The sequence below is a fragment of the Vibrio sp. 1CM7H genome (assembly GCF_023161645.1).
Classification (GTDB): Bacteria; Pseudomonadota; Gammaproteobacteria; order Enterobacterales; family Vibrionaceae; genus Vibrio; species Vibrio diabolicus.
This window is the reverse complement of record NZ_JALNTV010000003.1, coordinates 217,745-236,302: the sequence shown is the minus strand read 5'-3', so window position 1 is coordinate 236,302 and position 18,558 is coordinate 217,745. Positions and strand designations below refer to the sequence as shown.

At 44.1% G+C, this 18,558-nt stretch carries 17 protein-coding genes; 4 read left to right on the top strand and 13 right to left on the bottom strand.

All coding sequences use genetic code 11. The features are described 5' to 3' along the window. Positions 1-6: 6 nt before the first annotated feature. From MSG33_RS13180 to MSG33_RS13135, 10 genes are all read right to left on the bottom strand, one after another. Positions 7-1,215, bottom strand: a complete 1,209-nt coding sequence (locus tag MSG33_RS13180; RefSeq protein ID WP_048625931.1) for an AAA family ATPase — start codon at positions 1,213-1,215, stop codon at positions 7-9. 12 nt (positions 1,216-1,227) lie between these two features. After that, entirely contained in the window at positions 1,228-1,746 is a 519-nt protein-coding gene (locus MSG33_RS13175; RefSeq protein WP_041852895.1) for a TadE family protein, read from the bottom strand. Beyond that, positions 1,743-2,207 carry a TadE/TadG family type IV pilus assembly protein gene (locus MSG33_RS13170; RefSeq protein ID WP_048625932.1) on the bottom strand — a complete coding sequence of 155 codons (465 nt, stop codon included), beginning with the start codon at positions 2,205-2,207 and terminating at the stop codon, positions 1,743-1,745. Before MSG33_RS13170 ends, MSG33_RS13175 begins: the two co-directional genes overlap by 4 nt. Position 2,208: 1 nt before the next feature. Further along, on the bottom strand, positions 2,209-3,477 hold the full coding sequence (locus MSG33_RS13165) for a pilus assembly protein TadG-related protein (RefSeq protein WP_048625933.1): 1,269 nt from the start codon (positions 3,475-3,477) through the stop codon (positions 2,209-2,211). Positions 3,478-3,502: 25 nt separating this feature from the next. Further along, entirely contained in the window at positions 3,503-3,727 is a 225-nt protein-coding gene (locus MSG33_RS13160; protein WP_012841463.1) for a hypothetical protein, read from the bottom strand. A 13-nt stretch (positions 3,728-3,740) separates the two neighbouring features. Then, positions 3,741-5,204: a type II and III secretion system protein family protein gene (locus MSG33_RS13155; RefSeq protein WP_006742390.1), complete on the bottom strand. Its 1,464-nt coding sequence runs from the start codon at positions 5,202-5,204 to the stop codon at positions 3,741-3,743. 7 nt (positions 5,205-5,211) lie between these two features. Further along, complete coding sequence (gene cpaB, locus MSG33_RS13150) at positions 5,212-5,967, bottom strand: Flp pilus assembly protein CpaB (protein ID WP_006742389.1); 756 nt, start codon at positions 5,965-5,967, stop codon at positions 5,212-5,214. Positions 5,968-5,980: 13 nt separating this feature from the next. Further along, the gene (locus tag MSG33_RS13145) at positions 5,981-7,294 is read right to left on the bottom strand and encodes a hypothetical protein (RefSeq protein WP_006742388.1); all 1,314 of its coding nucleotides are present in this window, start codon (positions 7,292-7,294) and stop codon (positions 5,981-5,983) included. Positions 7,295-7,355: 61 nt separating this feature from the next. Beyond that, positions 7,356-7,844 carry an A24 family peptidase gene (locus MSG33_RS13140; RefSeq protein ID WP_041852894.1) on the bottom strand — a complete coding sequence of 163 codons (489 nt, stop codon included), beginning with the start codon at positions 7,842-7,844 and terminating at the stop codon, positions 7,356-7,358. Then, positions 7,844-8,017, bottom strand: a complete 174-nt coding sequence (locus MSG33_RS13135) for a hypothetical protein (protein WP_031781043.1) — start codon at positions 8,015-8,017, stop codon at positions 7,844-7,846. Before MSG33_RS13135 ends, MSG33_RS13140 begins: the two co-directional genes overlap by 1 nt. A 330-nt stretch (positions 8,018-8,347) precedes the next feature. On the opposite strand from MSG33_RS13135, the gene MSG33_RS13130 reads away from it, so the two are divergent. Further along, on the top strand, positions 8,348-9,073 hold the full coding sequence (locus tag MSG33_RS13130; RefSeq protein WP_006742387.1) for a helix-turn-helix domain-containing protein: 726 nt from the start codon (positions 8,348-8,350) through the stop codon (positions 9,071-9,073). 148 nt (positions 9,074-9,221) lie between these two features. After that, positions 9,222-10,913: an AMP-binding protein gene (locus MSG33_RS13125; RefSeq protein WP_012841461.1), complete on the top strand. Its 1,692-nt coding sequence runs from the start codon at positions 9,222-9,224 to the stop codon at positions 10,911-10,913. A gap of 68 nt (positions 10,914-10,981) precedes the next feature. Here the strand turns inward: MSG33_RS13125 and MSG33_RS13120 are convergent, their stop codons facing one another. Next, positions 10,982-11,191, bottom strand: a complete 210-nt coding sequence (locus MSG33_RS13120) for a DUF1127 domain-containing protein (protein ID WP_041852893.1) — start codon at positions 11,189-11,191, stop codon at positions 10,982-10,984. A 98-nt stretch (positions 11,192-11,289) separates the two neighbouring features. Here MSG33_RS13120 and MSG33_RS13115 point away from each other — a divergent pair, with 98 nt between their 5' ends. Continuing rightward, positions 11,290-12,240, top strand: coding sequence for a LysR substrate-binding domain-containing protein (locus tag MSG33_RS13115; protein ID WP_065645470.1), 951 nt, complete (start codon positions 11,290-11,292; stop codon positions 12,238-12,240). A gap of 118 nt (positions 12,241-12,358) precedes the next feature. Here MSG33_RS13115 and fusA read toward each other — a convergent pair whose 3' ends face one another. Continuing rightward, entirely contained in the window at positions 12,359-14,449 is a 2,091-nt protein-coding gene (gene fusA, locus MSG33_RS13110; RefSeq protein ID WP_012841459.1) for an elongation factor G, read from the bottom strand. A 215-nt stretch (positions 14,450-14,664) separates the two neighbouring features. Continuing rightward, a complete protein-coding gene (radA, locus tag MSG33_RS13105) occupies positions 14,665-16,044 on the bottom strand; it encodes a DNA repair protein RadA (protein WP_046875036.1) in 1,380 nt (459 codons plus the stop codon). Positions 16,045-16,180: 136 nt separating this feature from the next. On the opposite strand from radA, the gene MSG33_RS13100 reads away from it, so the two are divergent. After that, entirely contained in the window at positions 16,181-18,529 is a 2,349-nt protein-coding gene (locus MSG33_RS13100; protein ID WP_145473524.1) for a PilZ domain-containing protein, read from the top strand. Positions 18,530-18,558 lie beyond the last annotated feature (29 nt).

The window sequence follows — 18,558 nt, the reverse complement described above, 5'->3', positions numbered from 1 at the left end:
CCCTTACTAAGAAAATAGTTTTTTGATCCAACTTTGATTCTCTTTGGTCGGACTTTCTAATAAGTGCGATATTTCAGCCAAAGAAGCTTTCAGCGCACTATTTTTCTTAGATTGAACAATTGGGTTACCCAAATTAGCGCTCTCGATAGCAATAGCAAAATTATTAGGTACTAAATGTATCGCATGTCCACTAACTGCATTTTCAATGTCTTTCAAAGATATTGTTGATTTCTTTTCAAAACGATTAACAATCAGTTCAACCTGATGACTACTTAAACCATAGTCTAATTCTAAAGAACGTATGTAGCTGACAGCATGCTTAACCGAAGTAACATTCTGCTGCATAATTAAAAAGATATGCGTAGCCGGAGAAACAATTTGTTGATAAACATGCTCAACACCATGAGACAAATCCACAATAATATGTGAGTAAAACTGTCTCAGAATAGGTAATAACTTACTGACTTGAACTGCGTGTTTATGATTATCCTTGGTATCATTTTGGTTAAAACATAAATAATTCAAACCTGAAGGATGTTGATATACGAGACCTTCTAGTGATAACTCATCCAAATCATTAACAGAATCAATCACATCATTAATATTGTATTTTGGCTTACAGTTTAAATAATCGGCCGCATCACTAAACTGCATATCTAAGTCAATGAGCAATACTTTACTCTTCGCGTAACTTGACAGTTCTATCGCGGTGTTGATCGCCAGTGTTGTTGCACCCGAACCACCTTTTGTATTGATAAATAAAGTTAAATCGCCCATTTGTTTATTGGCAATCTTTTCATCCGCGGTCGATTTTAATAGCGGATAAAGCTCACCAAGATCAACAGAACGCGACAAATAGTCTGTTGCGCCAAGCCTCAACGCCATTTTGAGAGATGCCGTATCGTTTTCATCACCAAAGACAATCAAAGCGGTGTGATTATGCTGTAAGCTACTGTCACTAGAGTACACATGAGCCACTTTCTGCGCCCAACTTTCACCGGTTTCAATATAAATAAGATCGGGAATTTGCTTATTTTTCACAAAGTCTAAATTAAAAGACTCTAGCTCTATCCAATCAATATTTAGATTGACACATCCGGATAATTCATCAGCAATATGAATTTTAAAGTTTGACGTAGAATAAACTATCCAAACTATCAAGTTAGTTTTTAAACTTTTATATGTTTCTTCATTTATTTTAACTGGTTTCAACATAAAGCTACTCCATTAGCAATCCGTAATGACATTGGTCCCTTCGGGTCTAAGTATTCCTAAACTCTCTGCAGGCAATATAGTTTCAAAAGCTGGAGTACTCCCTACTGCATTAATTAAAGCAGCTAAAACAAAAAACTGAAAAGTATAATTCACCGCTCTTGCTCGAACATATTTAATTTGAGAAAACTGCGCATTTAATACGTCATTAGACGCTGGAGGGGTAGAAAGAAAGCCTGATACGTCAACACTTGCACCAGCTTCATCAAGATAATCTATCTGTAAATTACTCGCAGAAAAGCCTGATGGATAGAGATCTGATACAGCTGGTAAGTTAGGAATGTCATCCCTATCAGCGATATAGCACACGGTAGCAAGCCTCGCAGCTCTTCGTGTTACCTCATTGACCATTTGCACCGAAAAGAAATAGATCGCAAACTCGATGATCAAAAACAGGACTAATATAACGGCCAAAGCGATGACCGAGAACTCAAGCTGCGTCACTCCTTTTTGTTTCGTTATCAATCGTTTCATGGGCCTGTCCTCATAGACGTGGTCGCCCCAATGCTAAATTGCAAAGAAGTGGTCGAAAAAGGTAAGGTCGAGAATATCGGCACGTAATTGTAAGTCGCCGATAGAGTGACCACCTTATTGGTACTCGTTGGTTGGGTAATGACAATATCATCCACACTGATATGGTCTATCACAGGTGTAGTAGAGGCAATTGGGCTTCCATACACAACGACATTCTTGATGCTGGTTTCGTCAGCAATTGACTCAAAGTTCAACGTGCCGTACGTATCAACGACGGCATACCTTGCCCCATTCTGCAGCGCTTTATTGACCTCGGTATACTGAATAAAAGCTCGGCTCACATCGATCACTAAAACGGTTAGCATCAATAGCACTGGCAAGGCGAGAATAAACTCTATGATTGCCAGCCCTTGTTGACTGCAAATATTTGGCCTTTGATGCTTTCTATTTGAATACAACATATCAAGAGGCCCCGCTAAACGGATCTTTGTATAGATGGATACGGTAGAAGCCTTTATCTGTCGGATCCGTGCCAGTAGAACCGTTATTAATTAAACAATCATAAAGAAATTGCCCAAATACTGATGATTGACCTGAGTTACTGACTTTTTGTAGTAAAAAGAAGCAACCAAAGCCCAAAACATCAAAATCAGACTTACCTGTCGAGGCCGTACAATCTACGATAGGGATACGCAAAATACGGCGTCCGTTCAGACCACCATCACCGGTATAACTACTGCCATCACAAGCACCACCGCTTTCACAAGAGCTTAGCTCCTGACGATAGTTGGCGTAATACAGGTCACCTGCGTACTCCGCATCGGTCTCAGCCAAAACATCGGGCTCTCTCACGTATTTGTCTGGTAAAACCGTTCCGTCATTTTTAATCGGTCCCGAAAAGTCGTTGAGCCTCACATTCAGTCCCTGTGCAACTGGACCTGCACTATTACCTGGTTTAGTCGTAACGGTATCGCCAATTGAGGCGCAACCGTTGTAAGCACCAGACAATGCATCACGAACTAAGGCTGCACCACTATTACCCGTTTCTTGCCCAAAATCGAGTAACTGAAAGTTCCCGGGCCCCATATCGGTGTTATTCTGATCCCCGACTTTCAGCTCATGCACTAGAGAAGGATCCATATCTACATTAGGGTCGTAACCCGGCGGACGATACCCCCATGCATCACTCACATCACCAGCAGGATCACCACACATGGCGATTGGCGTTAAATTACACGTATATGCAATAGCCGCACTCCGCCCTGCAACCGCACTCGCAGAGACCTCTTTATCAATCCCAAACAAACCACTCAGATACTGCGTTAGGCTAATATCGGTGACCGCTACGCGGACATAAATATCGTACTCCCCCAATGGCGGTGTAAAACTTGCTGCACTTACAAACGTCTGCATATCATGCGAGAATGTCACTGCTGTATTACTGTCACTAAACGTCAGCTCAGAATTTCCAGGCTCGGTTGATATTCCACTAAGCGTTGTTCTCACTGCGGTTTCAGCCTGATTCACATCCTCTGTCTTATCGGCAACGACAGCACCTGCAAGGGCCGCAGTATCGACCGCATTCTGTAAACGTGTTTTATTAAGAACTTGGTGGTTTAAATCAATACCAAACGCCGCAACGCCTAGCAGAATCAACAAAACCAAGCTTATCAACACTAAGGTAATCCCTTTCTGGGTTCGCCTTGGTGCTATATGCATATTCCTTCGCATAGCCCCTCCTAAGTGAACACATCACTTACTCATCTTTGGCTACCCCGTTGTTGTTATATACCTCTAAGCTAACTTGTGTACGCTCACCACTACCTTCCGGTAAATAACCCAAATTCTCATACCACGCTTCTGGATTAAGAGTTTGTTCAGCGCGCAACTGGCTAACCGAGATACCAAGCTCGGGGTCATTCGCACAGCCAAACAAGCCGAATGATGTGAAACAAATGGTCATTATCATTATGCTTTTCATCTTGCTCTCCCACTTATAGACTGTGCCCAAACTTGCCCTCAGAGCCACCTTCTGACGAACCGTATTGAATAAAGTTGTTGTTAGTATCTTCTTCGCTGATGTCGTTTAGCTGGTATCTATCAAAATCCAACTCAGCACCTTTACCAAGCAAATAGAACTCCACATCGTTCGGAGCCACAAAGCCATCCGTTGGCAGTGTGATTCGACGTCGATCGATTGGGGTTGCTAATCGAGGGGTGACCAGAATGACAAGTTCTGTTTCCCCTGAGGTAAACTCTTCACTCTTGAACAAGCGCCCCAAAACAGGTAAATCACTCGCTCCAGGTATGCCATCCGCGACATTACGTGCGTTTTCACTCAATAAGCCTGCAATACCAATGGTTTGGCCATCAGCCAGCTCAATCGTGGTGCCAGCACTTCGTTTGGTGATTGGCGGAATAAAGAACGTGGCATTCACTTCGTTTGGATTAAACGTCAGCACACCTGAGTTGGAGATTTCACTCACATTGACGTTCAATTTGAGGTTGATTCTCTTATCACTCAAAATAAACGGAACGAAGTCGAGTTGAACACCGTACTCTTTATAATCGATGGTAATACCATCTTCATTTGGTACTGGAATTGGGAATTCACCACCAGCGACAAACTCGGCTTGCGTACCACTTAATGCGGTAAGGCTAGGCTCTGCCAACACTTTCGCCACGCCATTTTGTTTCGCCACATCAAGCGCGAAGGTAAACAAGGTATTGCTATCGATAAACGACCCTAGAAAACCGAAATCTTCGACTGTTGGGACGTTCAAAATCGGTCCAATGCCATCAATACCACCACCAGCAGTCGTACCACCCCAGGTAAAGTCTCCACTTCTTTGGAAAAAGTGGAAGTTTGAGTCAAAACGTCTTACCAGTGTGCGCTGCACTTCGGCAACGGTCACTTCTAGCGTCACCTGTTGAGCCCCGCCAATAGAAAGTAGATTGATCACCATGCTGTCATCATCTTTAGAGCTGTCATCTTCTTCATCTGCCGCTTCACCCAAAGCGAAGGTTTCAGCAATTTTGACCGCAGTGTCCATGTTTTGCTGACTGCTGACCAAGCCTCTAAGTACCACTTTTTCTTGCGCACTGTGCACTTCGATATTTTCATCCGGCAAGAACTGATAAAGCTTCGACTTAAGCGTGTTTAGATCATGCGTGACTTCCACGTTAAACTGCTCAATTAACCGGCCTCGGCGATCCCACACCGACACATTCGTGGTACCTAACTTCTTACCAATAAGAAACAGCTCGTTCGATCTGAGCACTAAAATATCCAAGACTTCTGGATCCCCTAACGTCACTTTCTTCGCTTGGCCGGATATCATCAATTGGGTTGATTGGTGATGCGCAACGGTCACGACTTTTCCTGACTGCACCGTGGCTGCGTTAACAGACAAGCTGACAAAAAGTAACTGGCTAACGAGTAATATTATTGTTTTCATAATTCACCTAATTGCTGACTCGGACACTGGATGCCTGAGATCCCTTAATAATGGTCACACTAGGTCGTGGCGTGTATTTTCTTGCTACAACAGGTTTATCCACTTCATGAGGGTTGCGTAGAGCAAGTTGAATGTCGCCTTTGCTGTTCGCCGATAAGAGCTTTTCTGCCTCTTTCGGTGTTACTTCTAAAGTCACCGCACGCACAATAACGGGTTTGTTATCATTGGTTTTGGCTGTTTGGTCGACCGCAAGAACGTTGATGTTTTTAAGCACCGTTTTTGTTGTGGCGTTTTTACCTTGTCCATAACTCACGGTATTCAATACATCGACCTTATTGCCCGGTAACAAGAACCCAGCCACACCGATAACGTCATTAACACGAATGGTGATTGCTCGTTTGTTTTCAGGGATTAAAGCAGCAAGTGTCGCGCCCTCACCGGGCAATGCAAGACGATTCGAGTTAACCAGCTCGCCCGCATAAATGGTATTGGCAACAATTCTTCCCAATGCCTGTTCTTGTACTTTTAGCGTTTCATCGTCTATCCAATCCACTTCCATGAGCTTAGTAGACAAATGTTTCTCAGATAGAATGGTCCCTGGCTCTAGTTCCATGGCGGCAACTAAAACTGGGTGTCTTTCGACCTCTTCTAACTCGACAGTTGGTTGGTTTCTGCCATCCATCCATTGTTTAGCGATCAACACGGCGGCAAGGCCGAAAACAATGGAGAGCAACAGCAACATGATGACTTGAGTCCGACTCATAATTTAGATCTCCCTATTCATCCACTGTGAAGTACAGTCCCCAGGCACGGGTTAAAATGTCTGATGAGACGACCTTCTCTTTCCCTTCGAACACCAAAATATCGCGGCTAATACCGAGTAAGTCTTTTGGTAAACAAGGGTAGTTGGCGACATCATTGTCGCGATGTAACTGACTTAACGTATCGAAAAACTCAGGCACAAGCGTCATTTGGTAATCTTTAGCAAGCGAAACCCAAAGCGCTTGATAATCTGTCAAACCAAGCGGTGTAAACTCTATCTTGTAACCCAAACGACGTAAAAAAGCGGGGTCTGCAATTTTGCTTGGTGCAAAGTTGGAGGAGAATGCCAGAGTGAGCATAAACGGCACCGTGACTTGTTGACCATTTGGCAAAGCTAGGTGGTCAAATAAGTACTCCATTGGAACGATCCATCTGTTTAGCAGGGCATCAACAGGCATTGACTGACGACCAAGGTCATCAATCACCAAGATTCCGTTGTTAGCCATCATTTGCAGTGGCGCAATCCATACACGATTATGCTCGCTGTGGTTTACCTCAAGCATATCCAATGTCAGCTCACCGCCCACTTGAATGTTTGGTCTTTCACAAAGAACCCAGCGTTTGTCGTAATGCGTTTCCAACTTAACGAAAACCTGAGAATGGGAGTTGTCTAAACGACGGTGATGATGCTCTGAGAACACTTTGATGATGTTGCCATCGGCATATACGGCATAAGGAATGAATACCGAAGTGTTCATTGCATTGAGCACTCTTGATGCGACGTAGCTTTTACCGGTACCCGCATGACCATACAGCAACAAAGCGCGCCCCGAGTTAATGGCTGGTCCTAAAACGGGTATCAAATGATCCGAACCAAACACGTCAGACAGCGCTCGCTCAACATCATTGCGATTAATAGGATGCTTGCGAAGATCTTGTCCCTCAACAACCGTCCAATATTCTTCCAAAGAGACGGGAACAGGACCGATATACGGATCTTTTCTATACGCAATGTCTGCTTCTGCAAGCCCAAGCTCAGTTAAACTGTAGCGTACGTTGGAATACGATGTACTCAACTTGTCTGATGCTGGCTGATAAACTTCTACCCAACTTCGCTTTCTTAACTGCGCCAAAGCAAGCTCGACAATATTCGAAACAATACAAAGCCGTTGCGTTAATTCGATTAAGTCACATTTGGGATAGGCAGACAGATGTTTCAACACTAGGTTTTCAACAACTGAAGACGGCACGCCAAGACCCTCGACAGACGAAGGCACCTTTGGTGGATTTATTTGTGGCACGAGTTTTTCCCAATACACAGAGCCCATCACACTTCCCCTCTTGAAGTTGCCTAGTCAACTGATGCTGCATGCCATTTTTTATTATTATTTAATGGGTGTAGGAGAAATAAGCTAATCCAATTACGATTATCGGCGCGAAAGGAATGACTAACGGCTTATTAGACCTAAAGCCTGGTGTTACTTTTTCTAAGCAATACCCTTTTATCTGGTGTGATAGAGCAACACTAGTCGATGACACGTGTAACATTAGATAAAAAATGCCCACGATGCCTCCAGCAAGTATTATTCCAGTAGACGCTTCCCCAAGGTTACTCAGACCCAGCCATGCCCCTATGACGGCGAGCAACTTAACGTCTCCTCCAGCCATTACTTTGAACAGATACAGCGCGAAACACACTGCAAACGCAACCAACCCACCATATAAATGATCCAAGCCACTTGTTGCTGGGTTGTAAATTACGTTTGCAGTAACAGCAACCAAAAGCATAAGCACCGCTTTGTTTGGTATTCTGTGTTTCTGAGCGTCTGATACTCCAATCGCAATAAGCAATGACCAAATAACTAACTCGCTAACCATTACGAGCTGCTGATACGACCAGCTACTGAAGTAAACTTGTTAGACAAAGTCGTCCAGAAGCCTGAAGTCAAGAACGCTGTAACAATTAACGCCGCACCTAGAATGTACTCTAAAAGTGTTAGCCCCTCTTCATCTTCCATGAAGTCCTTGATTAGATTGCGAAAGTTATCCATAAGATTATCCCCTTTAACGTATCTCGCTATTAATGATACAGGTCTCATGTGCACCTGAATCATGCTTAAACATTAGTCACCGAGAATTAGGGGGGTTAGGACTTTTTTGCCAAAGGTTGGTACTTTCTTGCCTACCTGCGCTTCAGAATCAAAATGTATCAATAACGAGACACATCACCACCAACTATGTGACACCTTTCACACTTGCAGTATGACTATATAAGCCTAAGCTTAATAAACGAAAGGGTGAGGTCTGAAGCTCAAGGAATGAGGCTCGACTGACCTCAATACATACTAACGTTGGTGTAGTACGTGCTGAGCGGGATTCATATGGATAGACTGACCAAAGCTTATTGGATTGGAGAGACTCTTTGCTCGCTGCCGGAATCACTTCGCTGTGAGTTTGATAAGAGCTTTGAGATTATGGACTGTAGCAAAGATATCTCTGTGCTTAGCGATAAAGAACACAGCTATTTCTTCTACTACATGACTTGCGATCATCGAGAGCACCTGAAAGGCGTCATCACGCTCTGTGAAAATCTCGACAAAAAACTGATCGTTATACATCCAACCGATATCGAGCCTCACTTACCGCCAAAGCATATTTGTGCGGAATATTATACGTTGAATGAAATCACCCTCCCGATTTGGCTATCACAGATAAAATTGAAATACTTTTTGCACAGCAAGGTCGACGAAGAACAAATTTCGGTCGATAAACTCTTTTCTCGAAGCGGAAAGTCGAATTTTTCTGACGTGGTTCATTACATCGCCAATAACGTCCATAAAGACCTAAGAGAAGAGGAAGCTGCTGCGCTTTGTCACTACTCACCGAACTACTTTTCCAAAGTATTTCATCGCAAAGTTGGTATGTGCTTTCGTGATTATGTCACTGCGAAACGCATTTCATTAGCAAAGAAAATGCTCGTTGAAAATGAATCCATGAAAATTGCCTATATTGCTTATCAATGTGGATACCGAGATGTCTCTTACTTTTCTCGAATTTTTAAGAAAAAAACAGGCCTGTCCCCAGCGAATTATCGGCAACAGTTTTAGGCGCTATTAGTACCGACTTTAGGGGTAACTAACGCTAACCTCCCCACATATTTCATCAAAATGCATTCCCGTGTCGTTATTTAACATGCTAAAGTTAACAATGCGTTAACAATTATAAATACAACGAGAAGACATGGAGTCACTAAAAATGAATCAGCCGAATCTAAACAGCGCTGCTGGTTGCGCTCTCCCACCACCAAATGAAATGATTCTCAAATGGGCTCAAGAGCGCCCAAATGAGGTCTACCTAAAGCAAATTATTAACCGACAATTTGTTGAATACACGTTCGCTGATGTTGCCGATCAAGCCTTAAAACTCGTCAGTGCACTACGCAACCTCGGAGTACAGCCTGGCGACAAAGTGGCGTTAGTGTCTAAAAACTGTGCAGAGTGGTTTATTTGCGATCTTGCGATGATGCTTGGCGATTATGTCAGTGTGCCAATCTTTCCTACCGCGGGCGCGGACACCATCGAATACTGTGTGACTCATAGTGAGAGTAAAGCGCTCATTGGCGGAAAACTCGATGATCCTAAAGCAACCCAGCAAGTCATTGATGCAATGCCGGAGCTCATTAGTATCGCGCTCCCCTACGATACCGCGCCAAAATGTCAGTATGAATATCAAGCGCTCATTGCTGATGCAATGCCAAGTGAAGAGCGTCCACAGCACTACGACGATAAGCTAATGTCTTTGGTGTATACTTCTGGTACGTCAGGATTACCGAAAGGTGCGATGCTGACCTACGGAGCGTTTAACTGGTCAGTACAACAACTGATAAACCATATCGGTATTCAAGAAAATGATCGTCTATTTTCTTACTTACCTTTGGCTCATATTACAGAGCGCGTCTACATTTTTGGCTCATCCATCATGGGTGGTGTACCAACAGCATTTCCAGAATCATTGGATACCTTTATCGAAGATGTAAAAATGCACCGCCCGACTCTATTTATCTCAGTCCCGCGATTATGGACGCTATTCCAACAACGTATTCAAGACAAACTTCCACAGAAGAAGCTCAACATTCTGTTGAAAATCCCATTCGTCAATTCTCTGATCAAGAAAAAGCTCGCAGAAGGATTGGGGTTGGATCAGGCTCGAGTATTAGGCTGTGGCTCTGCCCCGGTATCACCAGCACTGCTGGAATGGTACCACTCTGTAGGACTCAATATTACTGAAGCTTGGGGCATGACAGAATCATTTGCTTATAGCACGCTCAACTACCCATTTAGAGCTGACAAAATTGGTAGTGTCGGTAATGCTGGACCAGGTATTGAGTTAAAAATCGCTGACGATGATGAAATCATGGTGCGTGGCAAAGGGCTATTTTCTGGCTACTACAAAAATGACATTGCCACCCAAGAGTCTTTTGATTCAGAGGGCTGGCTACACACAGGCGATATCGGCTCTATCGACTCAGATGGTTACCTAACCATTCAAGGCCGTAAAAAAGATAACTTTAAAACCGCCAAAGGTAAGTTTGTCTCTCCAGTTCCTATCGAGAAAAAACTTTTCGAATACAGTCGCGTAGAGATGATGTGTCTAATCGGTTTAGGGCTACCAGCCCCGATTCTTTTGGTTGTGCCACATGATTTTCCTAACTTTGATCGAGAGCGGTACGCACGAACCACCCGCAAAGTCATTGCAAAAATGAATCAAGAACTCGCCTCTCATGAGCAAATCAAAGGCGTATTAATGATTAAAGAGCCTTGGAGCATTGAAAATGGCGTATTGACGCCAACACTCAAAATTAAACGTCATGTGCTTGAGCAAAAGTATCATGAAATTGGTCACAACTGGCCGAAAGGTGAATTGGTTGTGTGGGAAGAAGACTTATAGCCTTGTCTGCACTCCTCAATATCATTGGGGAGTGCAGTTTAATTCTGAGCTTGAATCAAACTCATAAACTACTCTCTCCAAAACGGCTTCCTCACTTCACTATTAATCTCCTTTTCATCTAATCCTATATCGTCCCAAAGATGTTCTGGTAACTCTCTCAAGTGACGACGTGTCTTGTAGTTTCTTCTCCAACTAGCAAGTTTAGAATAAATTAACTGTAATCCGGTCTGATGGTCAGCTGGTAAAGTGCGCTCACAAGTGTGTGTCATGTTTTCCATGTAACCAACTCCTATAACAATGTTGACCACTTAATAATCAGCGACTACGCTGATATCCTCAAACGATAGAATCTGCCATTGAGTTAAGGAAAACTAATGTGAAAGATCGAATGCCTCCTTTACAGGGCCTGTATTACTTCTTCGTTGCAGCAAAGGAAGGTAGCTTTAAAACAGCGGCAAAAGAATTGTTTGTTACGCCAGCTGCCATCAGTCAGCAAATTCGTCATCTTGAAGAGTTTTTAGGAACGGACTTATTTGTTCGCCAGCACAGAAAAATAGTGCTCACACCTGAGGGAGAGCTGCTGTTTACTCAGGCAGAAAGAGGGTTTGCTCATTTGCAGCAAGGGGTGAGATTGGTTAATCAAGATCCTAATCCTAACCACCTTTCGATATCAACACTCCCCTCTTTCGCTCACCATTGGTTAGTCCCGAAAATTACGGCTTTTCGTCAGCGTCACCCTGATATCGCCTTACTATTAGAACCAACCAATGATTTGGTGTCTTTTCAAGATAGTCAGATCGATTTGTGTGTCCGTTACGGTTTAGGAAAATACCCTAATTTAGAATCACAATGGCTAATGGATGAAGCTTTTTATCCTGCCTGTCACCCGGTATATCAGAAAGAGCACGGCATCTATCGCATTGAAGATTTAAGCAAAGCAGAGCTCATCGAAGACGTTTGGCCAGATCTGGACTGGAACATGTGGTTAGCGAGACTTGGTCATTCAGCGGCAAAGCCTGCTTTAAAATACAGTGGCTCACACTTAGTGTTAGAAGCGGCGTTATCACTACAAGGCGTAGCGCTCGTCAAACACAGTTTAGCTCATCAATATTTCCGTTCAGGCAAACTGGTCCGAATTGGTGATATAGCCATTAAACCCAAATTTGCGTATTACCTGTGCGCTCCAAAAGGCTACTTAAAGCGACCTAAAGCCCAATTGTTCGCACAATGGTTGAGAGAAGAAATAGAAACATTTGAAAAGTCAGTGATACCAGATTTTAAAACCATCGACCTCAATGTTAGCAATACTGGCTCAGCTTCAGAATAGTCGGTAAACAACACCAAAGACTTATATCAGCGAAACAAAAACGCGCTGTGTGTAAGCGGTTAGATACAAAAAGCCCCGCACTAGGCGGGGCTTTCAAGTTATAGAGTTAACTTAAGAATTACTTCTTAGCATTACGCTCTTTAACGTCAGCAATTACTTGCTCAGCAACGTTTGCTGGACATGGTGCGTAGTGTGAGAACTCCATAGAGAACTGACCACGACCAGAAGTCATTGTACGTAGAGTACCGATGTAACCAAACATTTCTGATAGAGGTACATCACCCTTGATACGTACGCCAGTAGACGCAGCTTGTTGGTCTTTGATCATACCACGACGACGGTTAAGGTCACCGATTACGTCACCAACGTGATCTTCTGGAGTGAACACGTCAACTTTCATGATTGGTTCAAGAAGTTGCGCACCAGCTTTAGGCATAGACTGACGGAATGCGCCTTTAGCAGCGATTTCGTAAGCGATTGCTGAAGAGTCAACTGCGTGGAAACCACCGTCGAATAGTTCAACTTCAACGTCTAGAGTAGGGAAGCCAGCTAGAACACCGTGCTCCATCATTGACGCAAAGCCTTTCTCAACTGCAGGCCAGAATTCTTTAGGTACGTTACCACCAACAACTGTTGACTTGAACGTGAAGCCAGAGTTTGGCTCACCTGGTTTGATACGGTAATCGATCTTACCGAACTGACCAGAACCACCAGACTGTTTCTTGTGCGTGTAGCTGTCTTCGATTGCTTGAGTGATAGTTTCACGGTAAGCAACCTGTGGAGCACCAACTTCTAGCTCAACGCCGTAAGTACGCTTAAGGATATCTACCTTGATGTCTAGGTGAAGTTCACCCATACCTTTCAGGATAGTTTCGCCTGAATCTTCATCAGTCTCAACTTGGAATGATGGATCTTCTGCAACCATTTTACCGATCGCGATACCCATCTTCTCAGAGCCGCCTTTATCTTTAGGCTTAACTGCGATAGAGATTACTGGATCTGGGAAGATCATTGGCTCAAGAGTACATTCGTGCTTAGGATCACATAGAGTGTGACCAGTTTGAACGTTCTTCATACCAACTACAGCGATGATGTCACCAGCTTGTGCTGAATCGATCTCGTTACGCTCGTCTGCGTGCATCTCAACCATACGGCCGATACGCTCTGTTTTACCAGTTGCAGAGTTAAGTACTGTGTCACCTTTCTTCATCTTACCAGAGTAGATGCGGATAAAGGTTAGAGCACCAAAACGGTCGTCCATGATCTTAAATGCAAGCGCACGTAGTGGCTCGTCTGCAGATACAGTCGCAACTTCACCAGTTGGCTCACCAGTCTCTGAATCAGTTAGAGGCTGTGGATCAACTTCTGTTGGAGATGGTAGGTAATCAATTACCGCGTCAAGAATAAGTTGGATACCTTTGTTCTTGTACGCTGAACCACAGTAAGTTGGGAAGAATGCTAGATCACGAGTACCTTTACGGATACAACGTTTGATGTCTTCTAGAGATGGCTCTTCGCCTTCTTCTAGGTAAGCCATCATTAGATCTTCGTCTTGCTCTAGAGCAGTTTCGATTAGCATTTCACGGTATTCAGCAGCTTTTTCTACCATGTCTGCTGGAATATCTTGAACTTCGTAGTTCTCTGGCTGGCCAGACTCATCCCATACGTAAGCTTGTTGGCTTAGTACGTCTACAACACCTACGAAATCTTCTTCGATACCGATAGGTAGAGTCATAACTAGAGGTGTAGCACCTAGTACGTTTTGTACTTGATCTACAACTTTGTAGAAATCTGCGCCCATACGGTCTAGTTTGTTAACGAAGATCAGACGTGATACGTGTGATTCGTCAGCGTAACGCCAGTTAGTTTCTGACTGAGGCTCAACACCACCAGAACCACAGAATACACCGATACCACCGTCAAGTACTTTTAGAGAACGGTAAACTTCGATAGTGAAGTCAACGTGTCCAGGAGTATCGATGATGTTTAGACGGTGATCGTTCCAGAAACAAGTTGTTGCTGCAGACTGGATTGTGATACCACGTTCAGCTTCCTGCTCCATGAAGTCAGTTGTAGTTGAACCGTCGTGTGTATCACCGATCTTATGGATCTTACCAGTTAGCTTTAGGATACGCTCTGTAGAGGTAGTTTTACCCGCGTCTACGTGAGCAAAAATACCAATGTTTCTGTATTTTGATAAATCAGTCATTGTCTTACTCTGTTAATAAGGTATAAAGTGCGCGCAGAGTATATCACATTCTGTCAATACTGATACCCTTGCGTGCGGATGGAAGAAAAAAAATTTTAACGTGAAATTTCCGTCCCCAAAGCATAGTCAAACACAGCAATTTATGTACTTTATTCGCATTTTATTGAGGACGGATAGAACAGTTTGTGATTCCACAAATACCATTCTTATGAGCATTACAGCTCGTCAAAAGCCTCTATAGCTTCCGACAATTTCTTAACGCCGTGAATTTGCATGCCAGGAATGCCGCCTTTCGGCATGTTGGCTGCAGGCACAATGGCTTTCTTGAAACCATGTTTGAACGCTTCATTCAAACGTTCTTGCCCACTTGGCACAGGACGGATTTCGCCTGCAAGCCCGACCTCACCAAAAATAACCACATCTTTGGGTAGTGGACGGTCACGAAAACTCGATAAAAGCGCCATAACTAACGCAAGATCGGCACTCGTCTCCGTCACCTTAACACCGCCAACCACATTAACAAAGACATCTTGGTCTGCCATTTGTAAGCCACCATGCTTATGCAACACAGCGAGCAAAAGTGATAAGCGGTTCTGCTCCAAACCGACCGCAACACGGCGAGGGTTTGCCAATTGCGAGTAATCCACCAACGCTTGAATCTCTACTAATAGAGGACGCGTACCTTCCCACACGACCATAACAGAAGAACCTGATGTTTCTTCTTCACCACGAGAAAGGAAAATCGCGGATGGGTTACTCACTTCTTTCAACCCTTGGCCTGTCATTGCAAAGACACCGAGCTCATTCACAGCGCCAAAGCGGTTTTTATGACTACGCAATGTGCGAAAGCGGCTATCAGTACCACCATCAAGCAGCACTGAACAGTCTATAATGTGCTCAAGAACTTTAGGGCCCGCAAGGGTACCATCTTTTGTTACGTGACCAACAATAAATACCGCGACGTTATTCTGTTTTGCGTATCGTGTCAGAGCAGTCGCAGATTCACGTACTTGAGCAACACTGCCCGGTGACGATTGAACATCTGAAACGTGCATTACCTGAATCGAGTCAATCACCATAATGCGAGGTTGCTCTTTTTCGGCGATTTGGCAAATTTTGTCGACGTTCGTTTCCGATAGCATTTTTAAGTGCTCTTTCGGCAACCCTAGTCGAGAAGCACGCATTGCTACCTGCTGCAACGATTCTTCACCTGTTACGTAGAGCGTTGGCATTTGCGCAGACAAACTACACATGGTTTGCAGCAACAAGGTGGATTTACCAGCGCCAGGGTTACCACCAATCAAAATAGCGGCACCGGGCACAACACCCCCACCTAATACGCGGTCAAGTTCTTTAAACCCACTGGTGAAGCGTGGCACTTCCTGCAGATCAATTTCGGATAACGTTTGAACTGTTGCTTCTGTTGCGGAGCCAGCGTAGCCGGATAAACGTTCATTGCGAGCAACCGTTGGCGATGCAGCGATACGGACTTCTGTTATCGTATTCCACGAACCACATGCGTTACACTGCCCCTGCCAACGGGGAAAATCCGCGCCACAATCATTACAAACATACGCTCGTTTTGCTTTCGCCATGATGCCTCGATTTTTTCTACAAATGTGACTAAGCACAGCCAAGTCAGACCTTAACTGAAATGAACTATTGATATACTTAAGTTTTACTTCGCTTAGCCGATACAATTTAAAGTAACGACATACTCTAACAGAAATAATGCAGCAATCTGAAATTCTCTCGATCGCAGAACGACTCATTCCCGTTTACGGTTCGGATGACTTTGACTTTGTCCTTGGCCAATTGACCGAGGAAGAGCCGCCTTCGGCCAAAATCTTAGTGAAAATGGAACTTAACCGCTTGATGGCTCCGTGCAAAAAAAGCATCGATCTGCGCGGTCGCGTCCAAGGTGAATGTCGCGAGTATATTTTGGATGGTATTCCACATTGGTTAGATGACGTTGCTTTCAACGCTTACCATAAAAACATCAAAAAGTTTGGCGGCTACACTGAGGGAATGTGGGAAGCTTTGGTCAACACACGGAATAACTTTCGCGTAATGAGCAAACGTCTTACTCAACAAAAAACGCAATCGTTAACGGATCCTAAAAGCCCTTTCTTAGCGGAGCCCGTTCACCTCGGCTATGACTTAAAGCGCCAAGAAAAGCGCTTGAAAGTCCAATCTCAAGTCGAGATTTGCCGCTCTAAAGGGCAACTTCTGCATGGGTTAAGCATTGACTTATCCTGCTCTGGCGCAAAGTTCAAAGTCCCAAGTGCGTTTAAATATAACCTTGGGGAGATTATTCAGGTCACGTTTACTGAATTTGCCAGCAAATCTCAGGTTGCCGGTATCGAGAAACCGCTGGCGTACCGCATACTTGCGGTTGATGACTGTTACGAGAATGACTCAGTTCGATACCTCAGAACCATACGTTTAACTGAAACCAATGTCGTTACTCGAGTGATCGATGAAGCGCTCAACAGCGCAGCGAAAAGAGCTCGTCACGATAATCAAGATAAGATCATTCGAGCTCGAACTCGTGGTTATGAGCACATCGCGCTTAAGCACACCAGCAGCTTACCTCTATTCTTTGATGGCAGTGAGCTGAAACTCGCTATGTTGACGCCAAACAATCAAAAGCTTTGGCAGTACTGGCATGATGAAAGGAACCAGCAAATGTTTGGGTCCTTATTTAATGAGAAGCGAGTCGCGTCACTCATTAAGCCTGGCGTTAAAGGCACCACCAATGTCCTTTATTCATTTACTCACGAGCACGAAAACCGAACCTATTTCTATTCGATGCTTCGTCCTGAGGCCACTCGTGAACAACGCCAGCTATTTTGGCATTTAGGTGCTAAACGTGAAAGTTGGCGCGCGTTTAGAATTTCGATATTTGAACTGTCAGAGCAAGAACAGGAAGACTTAGCCGCTTTCTCTCCGCAGTTAGCTGAAACGTCCCAATCATTGACTCACATTGGCATCTTGCAAGAAATTGCTGACGAAAAATCAGGGCAGGATTATCTGCTCACTGAAAAGCCGCGCTTACCCGCAAATACGTTAAATGCATTTCGCCATCCGAGAAGAATTATAGGCAACCCGAAAGGCATTTATTTTGATGCCAAGTCTCGTCGCAAAGAGCCTCGTTACCGATTTAAGACCCCAATAGAACTGCGTTCTGGGCCCGTCACAGCGATCGGCAGCACCGTCGATATTTCAAAGCGAGGGCTCGGCATTAAACTGGACGAACCTACCATGTTGCGCTCTGGGCAAGAGGTTCAGGTCAACTTCCGAGAGTTACAACTCTACGACAAAAAGCTGCCTTTAACGTCGGTGCCATACCGGGTAATTCGTGTTAGCCCAGATGGCTGTAGCGTACAGTTAGTTATTGATGAAAGCAGCCACACCATTAAAGTGATCGCCTTTTTCAACAGCATTATCGAGCACAATCAAGATAAGTTGATCCCGCAAAAAGAAATGCTACCGAGTAATGCGTTACTTGAAAGACTGCACAGCATGTTGCTCTCTCGAACTCTGAGCACACCCATTTTTATTAGTAAAACTGCGTCGTCTTCAATCAAAACCCCCGTTATTGGGGTGAATTTGCCGCTACCTAAGCACATTGAGCTTTTTGCCCGCCTTGGACACGATCAACTGTTGTCACTTGAACCTATCTTTAAAGGTCGAACAAGCACATTAATCGCAGAGCCGATAAAGCGTGTAGAAGGTGCTCAAGCAAGACATCAGGATATCTACATTAGCGCAGCCAAAGTCGGCAATAAAATTACAGGCATTGAGTCTAAGCTTCATCAAGAGTTCAACAGCGTAAAAGAACGGATTCAATTTATAAAGAAAGCGCGAATGATGGGGGACTTCTACGTGATTCGCTTATCTACAGCCCCAATTTTCGATCCGATGACATCGTTGCTGCAACAAGATTTAAGTGACTTAACCCAATTTGGTGTACATCAAGCGAGCAAATTAGAAAAGGAGCTGACCGCTTTGGTCGGTTACAGTGAGTTTGAAGACATTACGGAAGAAGTTGTAATTAGGTTGGAGTTAACCGAGTAAATTTAGAGCCATACTAAGTCAACGAAAAA